This is a genomic window from Dyadobacter sp. UC 10 (assembly GCF_008369915.1).
Taxonomy (GTDB): domain Bacteria; phylum Bacteroidota; class Bacteroidia; order Cytophagales; family Spirosomataceae; genus Dyadobacter.
Genome location: NZ_VSRN01000001.1, coordinates 1,296,218 through 1,313,535, shown reverse-complemented (window position 1 = coordinate 1,313,535; position 17,318 = coordinate 1,296,218). Strand labels below are relative to the sequence as shown.

The 17,318-nt window shown below is 46.9% G+C and carries 11 protein-coding genes; 8 read left to right on the top strand and 3 right to left on the bottom strand.

Annotation, left to right across the window (positions count from 1 at the left end; translation table 11 throughout):
• Nucleotides 1-95 precede the first annotated feature (95 nt).
• The 7 genes from FXO21_RS05135 to FXO21_RS05105 all read left to right on the top strand — a co-directional run bounded on the left by FXO21_RS05135 (nt 96) and on the right by FXO21_RS05105 (nt 13,627).
• Nucleotides 96-2,471 carry an ABC transporter permease gene (locus tag FXO21_RS05135; protein WP_149639090.1) on the top strand — a complete coding sequence of 792 codons (2,376 nt, stop codon included), beginning with the start codon at nt 96-98 and terminating at the stop codon, nt 2,469-2,471.
• A gap of 42 nt (nt 2,472-2,513) precedes the next feature.
• Nucleotides 2,514-4,886, top strand: coding sequence for an ABC transporter permease (locus FXO21_RS05130; RefSeq protein WP_149639089.1), 2,373 nt, complete (start codon nt 2,514-2,516; stop codon nt 4,884-4,886).
• Between the two features lie 222 nt (nt 4,887-5,108).
• Nucleotides 5,109-7,538 (top strand): ABC transporter permease, encoded by a 2,430-nt coding sequence (locus FXO21_RS05125; protein WP_149639088.1) that lies wholly within the window; start codon nt 5,109-5,111, stop codon nt 7,536-7,538.
• A 328-nt stretch (nt 7,539-7,866) separates the two neighbouring features.
• The gene (locus FXO21_RS05120; protein ID WP_149639087.1) at nt 7,867-9,363 is read left to right on the top strand and encodes a capsule assembly Wzi family protein; all 1,497 of its coding nucleotides are present in this window, start codon (nt 7,867-7,869) and stop codon (nt 9,361-9,363) included.
• Nucleotides 9,364-9,575: 212 nt separating this feature from the next.
• Nucleotides 9,576-11,975: an ABC transporter permease gene (locus FXO21_RS05115; protein WP_149639086.1), complete on the top strand. Its 2,400-nt coding sequence runs from the start codon at nt 9,576-9,578 to the stop codon at nt 11,973-11,975.
• 64 nt (nt 11,976-12,039) lie between these two features.
• Nucleotides 12,040-12,327: a hypothetical protein gene (locus FXO21_RS05110; protein ID WP_149639085.1), complete on the top strand. Its 288-nt coding sequence runs from the start codon at nt 12,040-12,042 to the stop codon at nt 12,325-12,327.
• 97 nt (nt 12,328-12,424) lie between these two features.
• Entirely contained in the window at nt 12,425-13,627 is a 1,203-nt protein-coding gene (locus tag FXO21_RS05105; RefSeq protein ID WP_149639084.1) for a YncE family protein, read from the top strand.
• A 58-nt stretch (nt 13,628-13,685) separates the two neighbouring features.
• On the opposite strand, the gene FXO21_RS05100 is transcribed toward FXO21_RS05105, so the two are convergent.
• Genes FXO21_RS05100 through FXO21_RS05090 form a run of 3 tightly spaced genes read right to left on the bottom strand, consistent with a single transcriptional unit; the run spans nt 13,686 to nt 16,325 of the window.
• A complete protein-coding gene (locus tag FXO21_RS05100; protein WP_225865573.1) occupies nt 13,686-14,543 on the bottom strand; it encodes a carbohydrate-binding family 9-like protein in 858 nt (285 codons plus the stop codon).
• Nucleotides 14,527-14,997 (bottom strand): GNAT family N-acetyltransferase, encoded by a 471-nt coding sequence (locus tag FXO21_RS05095; protein WP_149639083.1) that lies wholly within the window; start codon nt 14,995-14,997, stop codon nt 14,527-14,529. Before FXO21_RS05095 ends, FXO21_RS05100 begins: the two co-directional genes overlap by 17 nt.
• Before the next feature lie 8 nt (nt 14,998-15,005).
• On the bottom strand, nt 15,006-16,325 hold the full coding sequence (locus tag FXO21_RS05090) for a hypothetical protein (RefSeq protein ID WP_149639082.1): 1,320 nt from the start codon (nt 16,323-16,325) through the stop codon (nt 15,006-15,008).
• A 205-nt stretch (nt 16,326-16,530) separates the two neighbouring features.
• Here FXO21_RS05090 and FXO21_RS05085 point away from each other — a divergent pair, with 205 nt between their 5' ends.
• Nucleotides 16,531-17,112 (top strand): RNA polymerase sigma factor, encoded by a 582-nt coding sequence (locus FXO21_RS05085; protein WP_225865572.1) that lies wholly within the window; start codon nt 16,531-16,533, stop codon nt 17,110-17,112.
• Nucleotides 17,113-17,318 lie beyond the last annotated feature (206 nt).

The window sequence follows — 17,318 nt, the reverse complement described above, 5'->3', positions numbered from 1 at the left end:
TTATTTAAGTAGTTGATTATTAGCGTATTGAAAATATTTATCTGACTGGATCGTTATTTTTGGCTCTTCGTTGCTGTACTACTTAATCCCGGGTTATGTATCAAAACTACCTTAAGATCGCGCTGCGGAATTTCTTCCGGAATAAGGTGTTTTCGGCTATTAATGTGCTTGGACTTGCCTTCGGCATGACGGCAAGCCTGCTCATATTCCTGTGGATCAGCGATGAATGGAGTATAGGGAGAAATTACAAAAACGTGTCGCAGATTTACCGGGTCATGGAGCGGGAGTTTACTGACGGTAAGGTCGTGGCCGATGATGATACCCCCGGCGTCCTGGCCGACGAGCTCAAACGGCAGTTTCCGGAAGTTATGTACGCAGCCGGTTTTTCCTGGCAGGAAGGCCATTTACTTAGTTTGAATGATAAGTCTGAGAGGTTTAACGGTTGCTTTGCCGGCGCCGACTGGTTTCAGATTTACAGTGTTCCACTGCTCGCAGGCACCCCCAAAACAGCATTGAACGCGCCGCAAAGCCTTTCCATTTCGAGGAAAGTAGCAGAGCACTATTTCGGTACGCCGGCAGCGGCACTCGGGAAATCCCTGCAATTCGACAATTCCCAAAACTATCGGATAACGGCGGTGTTTGAAGACCTGCCCGCCACTTCTGCTGATCAATACGATTTTCTGCTAAGCTGGGACGTTTTTTTTCAAAGGGAACCGTGGTTGAAATTTTGGACCAATGCAGGTCCTCAAACGCGCCTCATGCTGCGTGAAGATGCGAACCGGTCTGTTGTTGATGCTAAACTGAAATGGTTTTTAAAAGGCAGGAATACCGATTTTAGCAAAACATTCCACATTAATCTTTTTCTGCAGCCGGAAACCGAGGCTTATCTCTATTCCAATTATAAAGATGGTTACCTGCACGGTGGCCGGATTGACCACGTGAGGCTGCTGGCAGTGGTGGCCGGCTTTCTATTGCTGATCGCCGTGATCAACTTCATGAACCTTTCTACCGCCAGGGCCGGGCGCAGGGCGAGGGAAGTGGGCGTCCGCAAGGTTGTAGGCGCGGGGAGACCTTCCCTGGTCGGCCAGTTCATGAGCGAGGCGATACTGCTTACCTGCCTCTCCATGTTGCTGGCGATCGTGATGATCGTGCTTTTGCTGCCTTTATTTAACAATTTGACTGATAAAACGCTGTCGCTGCCAATCGGTGAACCTTATTTTTGGGGGATTTTGCTGGGTATGCTGTTTTTTACGGGCATTTTATCGGGCAGTTATCCGGCCTTGTTCCTGTCTTCCCTCAATCCGTTGAAAACACTCAAAGGCCTGCTTCCGGTGTCGCAAATCAACTCAGGGGCGCATTTGTTCCGGCGGGCGCTGGTGGTCTTTCAGTTTGTGATGTCTATGTTACTGATTGTCGGTACGGTGGTCGTGTACCAGCAGCTAGAATTTATCCGGAGCAAAGACCTGGGATACAACCGCGAAAATCTGATCATAATAGCCTCCGATGGCGAGTTGCCGCAAAATTATGACACTTTCAAAGCAGAGTTGCTGAAAACAACAGGGGTGCAGGCAGTCACGCATATGTATGCCAATCCATTGGGTAATGGCAGCACTACGGAAGGAATTACCTGGCCGGGGAAAGACCCGCAGGCAGCAATATCATTTAATAATACGGCCGCAGGCTACGATTTTGCGGAAACCATGAAGATTAAATTTGTCGACGGACGGGACTTCTCACCAGAATTTGCTTCTGATTCTACGAATTATTTAATCAATGAGGCAGCTGCGAAAAGGATAGGTTACAAAAACCCGGTCGGCCAGCCATTGACGATGTGGGACAAGCCGGGCAAAATCGTGGGGTTAATGCAGGATTTCCATTTTAATTCCCTGCACGAGCAGATCAGGCCCCTGATCATCCGGTTTAGTCCGGGGCACTACGGGAATATCCTGATCCGCACGCAGCCGGGGCAAACAGCCGGGGCGCTGGCGAGCGTTGAGCGGCTTTATAAAAAAATCAACCCTAAATTTCCATTCAAATACAGTTTTGTCGACAGCGATTATGAGCGCACTTACAGGAGCGAAGATATCGTAGGAAGACTTGCAACGATATTTTCAGGACTGGCGATCTTCATTGCATGTTTGGGACTTTTCGGGCTGGCGGCTTTCACCGCCGAGCAGCGTACCAAGGAAATTGGTGTCCGGAAGGTTTTAGGCGCCTCGGTTGCCGGCATTGTCGCATTACTTTCAGGCGATTTTCTGAAACTCGTCTGTACGGCGATTTTGATTGCCACGCCTGTTTCCTGGTTCGTGATGAACAAATGGCTAACCAGCTATGCTTACAAAATCGAAATCAGCTGGTGGGTTTTCGTCCTGGCCGGACTGCTGTCGATAGGTATAGCGCTGCTCACGATCAGTTTTCAAAGTATCAAAGCGGCCCTGATGAACCCTGTCAAAAGTTTGAAAAATGAGTAAGAATCAAAGATTTCAATTTCAAATTAACTGATAACCAGCGGGATGTCTGTTAAAATCATTTTACGGAAACTGTACCGGCAGAAAGTATATGCAGCCATCAATATCACTGGCGTGGCGGTTGGGATGGCAGGCGCGATCATAATTTTTCAGCTCGTGTCTTTTCATCTGAGCGTGGATAAATACCATCTCAACGCGGAGAAAACCTACCGGGTTGTTGTGGATCTGCATTTGGACGACGGTCAAATTGAAAAGGAACGAGGCTCTGCGTTTGTACTTCATAATACCCTGAAAAAGGAATTCAGCTACGTTGAAAATGCCGCCTATCTGGCCAGCAGGGAGGTGACCGTCGATGTCCGGGACGGGCGTAAATCGAAGAAATTCCTGGAAAAGGGTAGCGCCGCATTTACCGGAACCGATTTTTTTAAAATATTCGATTATCATTGGACACAGGGAAGTCCGGCGGTTTTGAATTTGCCAAACCAGGTGGTTTTAACAGAAAGCTATGCATTGAAATACTTTGGAAATACGAACCCGATCGGTAAATTCCTTCGTATTGATAACCAGGAAAATGTGCGTGTAGCAGGTATTTTCCGCGATTACCCACAGCAAACAGACTTTAAAAAGGACATCTTCATATCTCTGCCCACCATTCGTAAGCTTGTACCTGATTACGGCTACGAAGATTGGCAATGGATCGACTCCGGGCGGGAAACCTATGTGACACTTCGCTCCGAAAAAGACAGGGCGACCTTCGAAAAGCAAATGCCGGCTTTCGCCAAAAAATATTATGGAGACAATAGTAAATACTTTCATTATCATTTACAGCCGCTTTCCGACGTCCATTTTAACATGGATTACAAAGGCCAGATCAAATATTCCACCATCGTTATTTTAGCGACAGTCGCGCTGCTGATGGTACTGATCGCCTGTTTCAATTTTATCAATCTGTCTACCGCCCATGCATTCAAGCGAAGCAAAGAAGTGGGTGTCCGCAAGGTGCTGGGTGTTTCGCAAACACAGATATTCTGGTCATTTATCCGTGAAACCGCGGTTCTTACGCTGTGCTCTACTGTATTGGCGCTGATTCTGGCGGTCGTTTTTTCTGCTGTTTTAAAAATCTGGCTTGGTCTGACGATAGAGGTTAACTATCTGTCAGACTATCGCTTGCCGGTTTTTACCGTCCTCCTGGTCCTGCTGATCCTGCTGCTGGCAGGTGTATATCCTGCACTGATCGTGTCCAGCTTTAACCCGCTGCGTGCGATAAAGGGTTTATTGAGAGAAAATAACCATACCCTGTTTTCTGTGCGAAAAGGGTTGGTTGTGACGCAATTCAGTATCTCTTTCGTCCTCATCGCAGTTGCTTTGCTGATCATGCTGCAATCCGATTATATCAGCAAAAAAGACCTTGGCATGGACAAGGACCTGATCATGCATATCAGATTGCCGACAACTGAAAATGACCGGATTGAGGTGATTAGAAACGAGGTCGTGGCGCTCAACCAGGCCGAGGGTTTCGCGCTTTTCCGGGGCGCTCCTTCGTCGCAGGAAGGTTACGGCGGCAGTATTAAATTTGAAAACAGGGACTGGGAAAAGTTTCCGGCCAGATCGAAGGTGGCGGATGAAAATTACATTGCTGCTTATGGTTTGAGGCTCGTCGCGGGCAGAAATGTAGTTAAATCAGACACGGTCCGAGAGCTGCTTGTCAATCAGAAAATGGTCCGGGCACTGGGACTGAAATCACCTGATGAAGCATTGGGCAAAAATATGGTTGTTGGCGAAATTGGAAAATCGGGCCGAATTGTGGGTGTTCTTGCTGATTTCAATAACACCGACCTCTATTCTGCCATCGAACCCACTGTTGTTTACCAGCACAAGGCACACTACCGTTATGCGGCGATCAAGTTCAACCATGTCGACAAATCGACGGTCGAAAGTGTGGCCGCCATCTGGCAGCGGCAGTTTCCGGATCATGTTTTTGAATACAGTTTCTTTGACGAAGAACTGGCAGGCTTTTACAAAAGAGAAGAACTGGCTTCGGGGCTGATTTCATTATTTGCAGGGGTCTCGGTGTTCTTGTCGTGCCTGGGCCTGTTTGGCCTTGCTATTTTTTCCATTGAACAGCGGACAAAAGAGATCGGGATCCGCAAAGTACTAGGTGCCTCAGTGGCAGGGATTATTGGCTTGTTATCGGCTGATTTTCTCAAGCTGGTTTTGGTAGCTATCGTTCTCGCCAGTCCTGTCGCCTATTATTTTATGGATCGCTGGTTGCAGGATTTCGCCTACAAAATCAGTATTGAGTGGTGGATTTTCGCCTCTGCGGGTCTGGCAGCAGCCGGTATCGCCCTGCTGACTATCAGTTTTCAAAGTATAAAAGCAGCATTGAAAGATCCGGTGGAAAGTTTGAGAAGTGAGTGAATGGGGTGGCTGTTGGCTGTTGGCTATTAGCTGTTAGCTGTTAGCTATTGGCTATAAGCCTTTAGCTATTAGGTTGATTGTATTTTGATCATTTCAAACCCTATTTGACCGAAAACCCGGAATCTCAAAACCATTACCTCAACGCCTAAAAGCTAAAAGCTAATAGCTAACAGCCAAAAGCCAAAAAGCCAAAAAGCCAACACCCATAACCAACTACCAGCCATGCTAACAAACTACCTGAAGATTGCATTTCGGAACCTAGTCAGGTACAAGGTATATTCTGCTATCAATATTGGTGGCCTGGCAGTTGGCATGGCAGTCGCGATGCTGATCGGTTTGTGGATTTATGATGAGTTGTCATTTAACAAATACCACAAGAACTATGACCGCATTGCGCAGGTCATGGAGGATCAAATTGTTAACGGAGAGCGGCAAACGAGTGAGACGGTGCCATTTCCTTTTATCAATGAATTAAAGGTCAACTATAAGGAAAACTTCAGGCGCATTGTTCCTTCTACGCATAACAGTGCCCATGTATTGGCAGCGGGTGAAAACAGGATATCAAGAACCGGGCAGTTTATGGGAGAAGAGGCGCCGGAGCTGTTTTCACTGGAAATGCTGGCCGGTACCCGGGCTGGCTTGCAGGAAATGCAGTCGGTATTGGTATCGGAATCAACTGCCACGGCTCTATTTGGGAAGTCGAATCCGATGAACCGGGTTGTCAAGATCGATACCGACAAAAATGTGCGGGTGGCTGGCATTTACCGGGACCTGCCGCAAAACTCACGATTCCATAAGGTACAGTTTATAGCGACCTGGGAGTACTTTCTGGCCACTAACGCCTATATGTCAAAGAAAAAATGGGACAACAGTGCGCTTTGGATTTTTGTTGAAATAAAACCTGAAACCAGTTTTGAAACGGCTTCTGCGGCGATCCGGGATGCAAAGCTGAACGTAATCCGGCACATTGACAATATGAAGGAAGAGGTTGCGACCCAGCCTAAAATGTGGTTGAACCCGATGCGAAACTGGCACCTGTATTCCGATTTTGTAAATGGACTTCCCGACAGCGGCCCCGTGCAGTACGTGTGGCTTGTCGCTGTTATTGGCTTTTTCGTTCTGCTCCTGGCGTGTATTAATTTCATGAACCTGAGTACCGCCCGGTCGGAGAAACGCGCGAAGGAAGTAGGTGTCCGGAAAGCGATCGGCTCGCTGCGCAGCCAGTTGGTCAGGCAGTTTTTTACCGAGTCGTTTCTCGTGGTTTTCATCGCATTTGTCATTTCTATTGTACTGGTATCCAGTTCGTTGGCCTGGTTTAACGAGCTATCTGCCAAGCAAATGTTCATTCCCTGGACGGATGCTTATTTCTGGTTTTTCTGCCTCGGCTTTATCGGCGTAACCGGCTTGCTGGCAGGAAGCTATCCGGCGCTCTATCTGACCTCCTTTCAGCCGGTCAAAGTATTGAAGGGCGTTTCAATCCGGCTAGGGCGATTTGCTTCTTTGCCGCGAAAGGTGCTGGTAACGATTCAGTTCACGGTTTCAATCACGCTGGTAATCTGCACCATTATTATTTATAGTCAGGTACAGTTTGCTAAAAACCGTCCGGTAGGCTATTCGCGAGACCTGCTTATGATGGTGCCTATGCGCACTGACGATTTTACTGATAAAACAGAAATTATACAAAGCGAGCTTAAAAAGACGGGAGTGACCTCGGAAGTAGCACTTTCCCAGAGTCCTGCGACGGGTGTCTGGAGCTCCAATACAGGATTTACCTGGAAGGGAAATGAACTGGGAACCGACGATTTTGCAACGCTGACCGTATCACCGGAATACGCTGGAGCAGTAGGCTGGCAATTTTTGGCAGGAAGAAATCTCTCAGGAGAATTGGCTTCGGATTCAACGGGATTTGTAATCAATGAAACGGCGGCGCGGCTGATGGGTTTTGAAGACGGGAAAATGAATGGCATAATAGGGCAGACCGTCAACTGGAAAAGCAAATGGATGACTAATGACGTTCAGAAGCAATTCAGAATAGTTGGTGTTGTGAAAGATATGGTCATGGAATCGCCGTTTGAAAAGATCCGTCCGACCGTTTTTTTTCTATTCGGAGATGCTAATTGGATCAATATAAAAATCAGTAAAGCGGTGGGGGCCGCTGCTGCAATACCAAAAATCGAAGCTGTTTTTAAAAAATTGACACCGGCCACGCCATTTGAATACCAATTCGCCGATCAGGAGTATGAGGCAAAGTTCAGGGCGGAGGAGCGCATTGGCAAGCTCTCCGGCTTTTTCTCGTTTCTTGCCATTCTGATCTCCTGCCTCGGTCTTTTCGGCCTGGCATCCTTCGTCGCCGAGCAGCGTACAAAGGAAATCGGAATCCGTAAGGTACTTGGAGCATCGGTTGCGAACCTATGGAGCATGCTCTCCAAAGATTTTGTGGTGCTGGTATTCATCTCTGCCATCATTTCAGCGCCGGTTTCGTTATTCGCCATGCAACAGTGGCTTTCCCAATACGATTACCGGACCGGAATATCGTGGTGGATCTTCTTAGCCACGGGGTTCGGTGCATTGTTTCTGACACTCGTGACAATAAGCTACCAGGCTATCAAAGCTGCTTTGCTTGATCCGGTGAAGAGTTTAAGCAGTGAGTAGGAGGCTGTTGGCTGTTAGCTCTTGGCTATTAGCTATTAGCTGTTGGGTATTAGCTGTTGGCTATTAGCATTTAGCTTTTTGGGTGGGTGTATTGCCTTGATTATTGTATTGATGGGATACCGGATCTTAAAGCCAGACCTCAACACCACCTAAAGCCATTAGCCAAAAGCCAAAAGCCAAGAGCCAAGAGCCAAAAGCCAAAAGCCAAAAGCTAACAGCTATTAACCACTTTAAAACCTCAGGGAGTAACGCAGCGTTTTTGCGGAATGCCACGCTAAATATATGCCGCAAGCCCTTATCTTGCAGTATATTATTTCATCTTCCGGAAATGCCACGGCCCAAATCCTTTACGTTTCTTGTTTTACTGATTGTCTGTATTTTATCAGTACCTTCCACTGCACAGCGGAAGTTTGTCGACCAACTGGAAGCCAAAGCCGAGGCGGGCGCATTTGTTTCGTCAAATGAGGATACGCCTTTCTGGCTGCGTACCAATCAGTTCGGTATTGTTCCCACCGAATCTCCGGCTGGTTTTTTCTCTGCCGGACTGCGTAAGAAATATGTCTTTTTCGATAGTCTCAGCAACAAACGGCGAAATTTCGACTGGAATGCATCGGTGAATCCGGTACTTACATACAATAAAAGCAACTCTGCAAGAATACTGCTGCCCGAGGCTTACGCGAGCGTGCGGTTCCGAAGTGTGGAGTTATATGCAGGCAGGAGAATGGAGTTAATGGGCCTGGGTGATTCCACGCTGACTTCGGGGTTTTATTCAGGCTCAGGAAATGCATTGCCGATCCCGAAAATCCAGATCGGGACGATCGGATTTACGCCGCTCCGGTTTACCAGAAATTTCCTTGCGCTTCATGTAGGATTTTCCCACGGCTGGTTTGGTACCAATTACCTGGCTGGAGTGCGCTTGCATCAAAAATTCATTTACTTACGATTAGGAAAACCGAAATCAGCAAGCAAATTCTATCTCGGTTTGAATCACAACGTGCTGTGGGCAGGGCAAGGGGAATATTTAAAACAACACCCCGAACTGGCAGTTGATGGAAAACTACCTTCTTCCTGGCGCTTTTTCCCCAATGTCGTTTTTGCCTATACTTCCAAAAAATGGTATGAAAAGAATGGTTATGGCGGTTTTGACAGTTACAGACTAGGTAACCATCTGGGAAGCTATGATGTTGGTTTCGAGACTAAAGTGCGGGGCCATAAGCTGTTTATTTACCACCAGCATCCATTTGAAGATGTGTCCAGTATGATATTCCTGAATGTGCCCGATGGCTTGTACGGAGTAAACCTGAAACCAGCTTATCAAAACAATCCGCGCGGGTTCAGGGTTACACATCTGACTTTGGAATTCCTGACCACGAAAGACCAGTCGGGATCAAGCTTTTACCTTCCTGGCAGCAAATTCCAGGGCGCTGATAACTATTTCAACCATTCGCAATACGTTCAGGGCTGGTCTTACCAGGGCAGTGCGATTGGGACACCGTTCATCGCTCCCGCTGCGGATATGGACCAAAGCAAACTGCAGAATCCGCGTTTTTATCCCAACAATCGCGTCAACGTCTGGTATGCCGGTGCACTGGCAAAACTAGGGACAAGCTGGGAGTTTGGACTAAGGAGTTCAATCAGCCGGAATTTTGGAATCCCCGGAGGTAGCTTTGAACCGCCCCGCAATCAATTGTCGTTGATGGCTTCTTCCCAATATCATTTGCCGAGGCTAAAACAAACAAGTATTATCCTTCGGCTTGGGGGTGATCGGGGCGAAGTTTTTACCAAAAATTTTGGCGGCTACATTGGTGTTAGCAAACGTTGGTGATCGTGCGTGTATAGTATTCAGTGGATTTGTTCAAAGGCGAACAAAATCTGTCCGCTTTTGAACAATTTCTGCTTCATGTCTGGTGTAAGTAATTTATAATCAGATCCTTATGTTGTCTGGCACAAAATTGATGCTGCTAGTCTCCATACAGGCTCCTGCGCGCATTATTTGATGCGGGTTGTTTCTGCTTTCAACTCCTTTACAACAGTCGCATGCTGAAAAACTATCTCAAAATCGCCTTTCGTAATATCTGGAAGAACAAAGTTTTTTCGGCTATTAACATCATAGGGCTGGCGGTCGGTATGGCTGCCTGTATCGTGATTATGTTGTTCGTTTTTTACGAGAAGGGTTTCGATAAAATCCATAGCAGAAACCTTTATCGGCTCGATGAAGTACAGAAGTTTGAAGGAATGGTCGCGCCTCAAAAAGTTGCACTCTCCATGTTTCCGATGGGGCCGACTTTGAAGCAGGATTTTCCCGAGATACTCAACTTTGTACGCATTAACGCCTCGAGAGATCTGATGATCACGAAGGGTGAAAAAAAAGTAGAGCTGCCGACAATCTTGTGGACAGATCAGAATTTTTTCAGCATGTTCGACTTCACCCTCATGGAAGGTGAAAAACAGAATGTGCTCAAAGAGCCAAACAGCGTGGTATTATCAAGGGCCAGTGCAGCACGTATTTTTGGAGAAGAAGACCCGATCGGGCAAACGATCCACCATTACGGCAGCGATACCCTTGCGATGAAGGTAACCGGGATCATGGAAAACGTCCCGGCAAACTCACATCTGCAGTTCGACGCGCTATTTTCTTTTAGTACCATTGTCCGGCCCGACTTTATGGATAACTGGGGTGGCAACTGGCTGGTAACCTACCTGGAACTTGCAAAGGGTACGAATGTCGCAGCGCTTGAAAAGAAATTTCCTTCGTTTCTGCAAAAGCATATGAAGGGAGATGGCTGGAAATTTTATGAATTGTTCCTGCAACCGATGAAGGACATTCACGCCAAATCAACAGATATTACCCACGACTACATTAACTATCAAAAATTTGATCAGAAGTATACTTATATCTTCTCCGTCATCGCGATCATTGTGCTCGTTATAGCCTGTGTGAATTTCATGAACCTTTCCACGGCACGGTCTTCGGGGCGGGCAAAAGAGGTGGGTATCAGAAAATCGATCGGTGCGCAGCGGTTTCAGTTATCGGCCCAGTTTATAGGCGAATCCGTTTTCCTGTGCTTTATAGCATTGATACTTGCACTGGCAATCGTTAAACTGGTAATTTCTCCGGTGGCAAATTTCAGTCAGCGCAAGCTCGATTTCTCCTTTTTTTCAAATCCCGGACTGCTCCTGATCATTGTGGCTGGAACGGTGTTGATCGGTATTTTTTCGGGTTTGTACCCTGCAGCATTTCTTTCTTCTTTCGAGCCGGTAAAGGTTTTGAAAGGAACATTGCGGACTGGTAAGGGTACATTCAGGAATGTGCTGGTGATCACCCAATTTACCAGCGCGGTGTTCCTGATTATCGCAACTGGATTTGCGGTGAGGCAACTCCGGTTTATGACCGATAAAAATCCGGGGTTTGACAAGGAACAGGTGGTGATCGTTCCACTTGACTCCAAATCGGACTCAAAATATGAGGCGCTGAAACAAGAGTTACTGGCTGCACCACAAATCGCCGCAGTGACCGGTTCACAGCAGCGGCTCGGAAATAATTTTCACCAGACCGGTGTGCGATTTCAGGGAACAGGCCCTTTGAAATCGATCGCATCGTCGCAGGTTGTGGTAGATCCCGATTATCTCACATTGTACAAGATCAAACTGATCGCCGGTCGAAACTTTACAAATAGTGTGGCTGATAATGCAAAAACGTACATCATCAACAAATCTCTCGCTAAAAAACTGTTAGAAGAAGAGCCGACGCTCACCATGCAAACGCTGATCGGAAAGCGTTTCGGTTTTGGCGGTATGGATTCCCTGTCGACGATCGTAGGTATTTCGGAAGATTTCAATTTCAATTCCCTGCATCACAAGGTTGAGACGCTTTGCCTGTTCAATCAGAAGGACTGGGGGTACTCCGAAATGTCGGTCAAAATAAGGGGTGCACAGACGAAAGAATCGGTTGCTGCCATCAAAGCAATCTGGGAAAAGATTGTTCCTGATCAGCCATTTACTTATTCTTTCCTCGACGAACATTTTGCCGAACTGTATCGCGCCGACAGCCAGGTGAGTGAAATAGTAGGTGTGCTGGCTGCATTGGCCATATTTATATCCTGCCTCGGACTGTTCGGCCTGGCTTCGTATTCAGCAGAACGTAGGTTCAAGGAGATTGGTGTAAGAAAAGTAATGGGCGCTTCGGTGGCCGGTATTGTAGCCTTATTATCGGGCGATTTTATCCGGCTTGTGTTAATTTCGATTCTGATCGCTTCGCCCATTGCCTGGTGGGCGGTTACCACCTGGCTCCGGGATTTTGCCTATCGCATCGATATGGAGTGGGGTATTTTTCTGACTGCCGGCGCAATGGCGATTATTGTCGCGCTTCTTACGATCAGTTTTCAGAGTATCAAAGCGGCATTAATGAATCCTGTCAAAGCCCTGCGGGCCGAATAGAAAGCGGCCTTATGTAAACCACCGATCGCTATATTTTAGTATTGAACTTTAATAAAACAATCTCATGAGCCACATTGCCATTCCTATCCCGCCGCTTCAAGGTAAGCAGGAGATTAAAGTTGAGGTGACTATTAACGGAATCAAACAAAACCTTTTTTATCGGGTCGAGCTGTTTTATTGGGAAGATTGCTCCAACCCGGTTGCACACCGCGCCGACTGTATCAGTGAAATGTTATCGCACCACGACCCGGAATGGACCGTTTACTACATCGGAGCGCCTAACGATGAGTTTGTGCCGATTACGTTTGTTAAAAAAGAAAGCAGAAACTTACTGAGGGAAGCTATCGCCTGACAACTACTAAAATTCACTGAAATCTTTATTTGCATCAATGTTGCATTTATTAATCTTGCGATTATATTTGCAACATCGATGCATTTAAAGATTTTTTATGAAGAAGCATTTATTCAAAATTGTTTTGATTACCGCATTCGCGGTAACTGCCTGCGAGAATGGCAAAGAAAACCCGATCGAGCCGGTCGTTGAACAGGAGTTCAAGTTTATCAGGATCCTCGTCAATGATGAGCTGACCAGCGAGCTCTCGCTGATTGACCCGCAAAAGCTTGCAGCTGAAAAGTTTGAAGCAAAATTTCCCAAATCCGCCTTGTACGGTACTGAGGCTGGACGTTTCGGTGCGCTTGTGAATGGAGCAAATAATAGCGTACAACTTTTCGACACCGGCCTGGAAGGGCATGGTGACCATGTGGATGTGAAAGGAACCCCAAAATTCGGTGCGCTGATCGGGGATGGCAACAGACCTACTCATTTCAAGAGCAAAGGTGATGAGATCATTACTTTCAATGATGGCGATGGCACGCTGAGCACAGCAGTTCAGGCAGATTTTCACACTGCCGGTGCAAAAATGAAGCTGATCAATGCGGGTAATGTCGCGCATCACGGTGCGATGACCAAGTTTGATAATGGTAGCTATGCGATCACCGAAAAGGATGGTTCGGTTGCAGGCAGCTTGCCGGAGCGGGTTAAAATAATTGATGCCTCCGGAAAGACGGTTCACGCTTCGACAATCCAGACAAAGGGTATCCATGGAAATGCTACTAACGGAAAAGTTTCCGTATTCGGCTCTGCGAGCGGAATCCTGGTAGTAGATCAAAGCGGAACGCAGAAATTGATCGCACATCCGGCTGACTTCGGAGAGGCATGGTTCGGTTCGATACTGGAAGCGGGCGGCGCTGGAAAGTTCATAGGATTCACAGCCAGCAAAGGCGCTTATCTGATTGATATTGACAAAAGTACAGTTACGCCAGCCGCACAAAATGCAGACATTATGCAGGCGAAGGTCGACTATGCAGGGAAGAACCTGGTCGTTTTGATGCACTCGGGCGAAGTCCAGGTTATCGATCTTGTTACCAATTCAGTGAAAACGAGCGGATCGGTTATTTCTGCGGTGGCCAAAGATGAAACACAAAAGCCTCAATTGGAGGCAACTGCCCGGTACATTTATATTACACAGCCCAAGTCGGGAGAAATATTGCAGATCAGTACGCAGGATCTGTCAAAGAAGCAAAAAATCAAAGTTTCGGCAACGCCTTACAGGCTTGCAATCCTGGGGCTGGAATCCAGTGAGGGTCATTAAGAGATAAATGCAGCATTCTTTACGTATCATTTTTGTGTAAGGAATGCTGCATAATAATTTAATTTCGGGCGGTTTCAGCAGTTTTTGATTGGCTGACCCGTTTTGATTTGAAGTGCAGAAACCCCCAGTACTCCGGGTAGTGCATATTAATAATCCCCTGCGGCGACCATACCCAATTGTATTCAGGAATAATCTTCCCCGTTTCCGGATCACGCTTTCGGCTATACTTACCATCCTCAGATATCTCGTGCTGCCAATTGACCCTTGAAAAGTTAATGCGCCATTCAGAATCGTTTTCAGGAATTAAGGCGGGGACAGTTTCAGTGGAAAGGCTTGCAAAAGGAATGGCAATTTCTACGGTCCATCTTTTGTCGCGGTCTGATGCATTATTAATTGTACCGTCAATGGTAACCGCGGATTTGAGGTCTTTGATGTCCCATTTGATCTTCGCCCTTCCGCCATTCCTATAAGTCTTAGGCAGGAAAAGATCGAAAATGTTATTCAGTGCATTGATTTCCAACTCATAATAATTTTCAGTATCTCCATCCGGATCTATGAAAACCTCAAAATCATTTTCGAGGTAAACGATCTGGTCCTTTTTATCCTGGTAAGCCCAGATGTGCTCTTCCTCGATCACCGCCGCAACATAAAGATAATCGTTGTCCCAAAGCATTTTTGCGCGCGTCTCCTGCGTGGGCCGCGGCTTTTTGTTGCCTTCAATATCTTCAAACTGTGAGGTCCAGGCTGCTTTCTTCCATGATCCTTCGTTCAGCTTTCCGTCGATCGTTATTTTTCTGTCAGGCTGATAGCACACATAGGTTTTAGGCTTTGATGGCGCCTGTGCCATACTTTTTTCGCAGGCAATGGAGAAGATAGCTGAGGAAAGAAGCAGGGCTGTTTTATAGCTGTTTTTCAAAATATAGCACTCCCTCGTGCGGATTAAAATTGTAAGGAACTGTTTCGACGAACCCGAAGGATTTGTATAGGTTGACTGCGGCGGGCATCTTGGGTCCAAGCGTATCCAGTTTGATCGTCTGGTATCCAAGTTGTTGCGCCTTTTGTATCAATGCATTCATCAATGCTTTACCCATTCCGGTACCCTGAAAACCGGGTTGGATAAACATGCGTTTAACTTCACAGGTGACGTCGTTTTCAATCCTGCGCAGGCCGGCAGCTCCTACAAACTTCCCTTCGTTCGCGACCAGCAGCAGCGCACCATCCGGTGGGCCGTACATTTTGGGCAATATTGTCAATTCGTCCTCAAAACGCTGGAAAGCCAACGTAAAATCGAGAGAATCAGCATATTCTTTAAATAAATACCCACCTGCCCGGTAGTGCTCGTCTTTACTAGCTTCAATAATTGTAAACATGGGTCACTTCAATGCTTTTTCAAGAGTTCACTTGCTCTTGATTGTTTACTAATTAATGCTTCAAAAAGTTTCCACCGGTGCTCGGGCGCATCAGCGGTACCTCCCTGCAATTCGATATATTGCTTTACCAGGTCCTGGCCGTAATTGTAGTTGATGACATAGCTCCGGTATTTTTTTATAAACCTCAAATAATCGCTCGCGCCCTTGCCGGTAAGCAGGCAATAATCCGTAAGCCAGCGAAGCGCTTCTTTCTCAGTCATTTTGTTGCTCAGCAGACCCCGCGCCACCTCATTTCTGGCATAGCCCAGGCCGGATTTAATGGACAATACTTTAAAATAAGCGGCTGTGCCGGTAGTATCTAACCCGGCCAGCGGCAGCAAGATATCCTTGCAGAACTGCTCCTGCTCATTGCCCGGAAATGCGACCGAAATCCCGTAGTTGGCACTGCCTTCCGCAATGAGCGACTGTGGACTGAATAGCGGGTAAAGTGAAACTTCAACCCAGCCGCGGTCTCGGAAAAGCACCTTTTCCAGCATTGCATTATATACATGGTGCCCCGGATACCCCTCGTGACAAGCCAGGTCGATTGCGCGCTCAATGAATATAGGCTGGCTCACATTGATCTGGATCAGGCTGTTATAGTTGCCTTTGTACCAGTTGTAACCCGACCAGGGCTTGTCTGTCACATATTCAAGCCTGAATGTTTCATTGGCTGGAAGCTGATAATGGGCCAGGGTACGTTTACGAGCCTCTGCGATCGCGGCCTGGAAAACCGTATCAATTTTACTTTTAGGAATAAGAAACCGGCTTGCCATCTGCTGATAGCGGTCCGGGAGGGTACCTCTACCCGGGAGCAGGCTTTCAAGCCTGGAAATAAGATCCCTGAAATGCTGCTCGGTATACACCGGCGCAGTGGCATCAAACAAATCTTTAGACTCCATATCGAAAGGCACTTGCTCATTGGAGAAAACCCTGATCCGCCTTTCAAAGGCAGTGAGCTGAGAAACGAGCCAGCTGGCGCGCTGCCCAAGGGTATCGTCCGGTGACTTGGCAGCCAGTGCGGAAAGCTGGTCTTTCAGGACAGCGGCTTTTTGCAGCAATTGCTGTTTAGGAAATGTGACGGATTTTGAAGTGAGTGGCTTGAGAGAATCCGGGCCGTAATATGCGTCAACAAAATCGCTATCATACAGGCCGATGGTAAGGCCGAGCCGCACATAATCCGCAGCAAGCTTATCGATGTCCGGATCACTACCCGAATTTCTATCTGACAAGCTGCATGAAATGAGCAATGTAGAAATCAGTACCGGAAGCAGATTCTTTTTAAACATGGTTATAACCGTTTTTAATTTTTGATCTTATCTCATATGGCCAATCCCGGTTTGTGGAATGGGCTTATTACAAGCTGCTCCACGAAATTGTGGAATCCTCAAAACGCGCGGAAAATACACAAAATTTTCCGGACAAGTCGCTGGAATGAAATTGATAATCTGACCATCGTAACCTGACAAATCGCTATTAATAATCAAGACGACCATGAAGGCTAATATGAACAAAAAGGCGGAGTATGCGGAGCCGGAGCTGGTATCCCTGCTAAAAAATAATAGCCGTCCTGCGTTTGATTATTTATACGACAATTATTCCGCCCCTCTTTACGGAATTATCCTTAAAATCGTGAAAAGCGAGGAAACCGCCGCTGATGTTCTACAGGACACTTTTGTCAAGATCTGGAAAAATATTGGCAGTTATAATTCGGAAAAAGGAACGCTGTTTACCTGGCTATTGAATGTGGCCCGCAATACAGCCATTGACAAATTCAGGGTTGAAGTTAAGTTGGGGCGGTTTGTAAAACTGCAGGCGATCGGGGAGGATGAAGTTCATTCATCCCTCGCATTGCATCCGGCGCACGCTACTATCGACCTGAAAGCGATCGTCGAGGCGCTTCCCCTCGAACGCAGAACATTGATCGACCTGGTTTATTTTCAAGGGTATACGCATGAAGAAGCGTCCGGATACCTTTGTTTACCAATCGGCACGGTTAAGTCCCGCATTCGCAAAGCATTACAAGAGCTACGTGAAGTTTTCGCTGTTCACGTTCCAAGCCTGAAAGCCGCCTGACCAGGTTTCCGGTTTCAAACATCCTTTTCATCCTTGTGTAACTAGCCGGATCGTGTGATACGGGAGAAAGATCTACGCTTCCGAATTCCAAATTCTGTGTATTAAATTGTGAAAATGTTGAAATATAAATCTGGAATTGCACAATAAGGCCGTGTAATAGTTGTAGTAGTTGAATTTTTAACAAAAAATATTTGTCGAAATTCTTC

What these genes read in the sequence shown, in the direction of transcription:
- FXO21_RS05085 (WP_225865572.1), top strand. Translation starts at nt 16,531, where the DNA reads ATGAAGGCTAATATGAACAAAAAGGCGGAGTATGCGGAGCCGGAGCTG.
- FXO21_RS05090 (WP_149639082.1), bottom strand. Translation starts at nt 16,325, where the DNA reads ATGTTTAAAAAGAATCTGCTTCCGGTACTGATTTCTACATTGCTCATT.
- FXO21_RS05135 (WP_149639090.1), top strand. Translation starts at nt 96, where the DNA reads ATGTATCAAAACTACCTTAAGATCGCGCTGCGGAATTTCTTCCGGAAT.
- FXO21_RS05095 (WP_149639083.1), bottom strand. Translation starts at nt 14,997, where the DNA reads ATGTTTACAATTATTGAAGCTAGTAAAGACGAGCACTACCGGGCAGGT.
- FXO21_RS05110 (WP_149639085.1), top strand. Translation starts at nt 12,040, where the DNA reads ATGAGCCACATTGCCATTCCTATCCCGCCGCTTCAAGGTAAGCAGGAG.
- FXO21_RS05105 (WP_149639084.1), top strand. Translation starts at nt 12,425, where the DNA reads ATGAAGAAGCATTTATTCAAAATTGTTTTGATTACCGCATTCGCGGTA.
- FXO21_RS05115 (WP_149639086.1), top strand. Translation starts at nt 9,576, where the DNA reads ATGCTGAAAAACTATCTCAAAATCGCCTTTCGTAATATCTGGAAGAAC.
- FXO21_RS05130 (WP_149639089.1), top strand. Translation starts at nt 2,514, where the DNA reads ATGTCTGTTAAAATCATTTTACGGAAACTGTACCGGCAGAAAGTATAT.
- FXO21_RS05125 (WP_149639088.1), top strand. Translation starts at nt 5,109, where the DNA reads ATGCTAACAAACTACCTGAAGATTGCATTTCGGAACCTAGTCAGGTAC.
- FXO21_RS05120 (WP_149639087.1), top strand. Translation starts at nt 7,867, where the DNA reads ATGCCACGGCCCAAATCCTTTACGTTTCTTGTTTTACTGATTGTCTGT.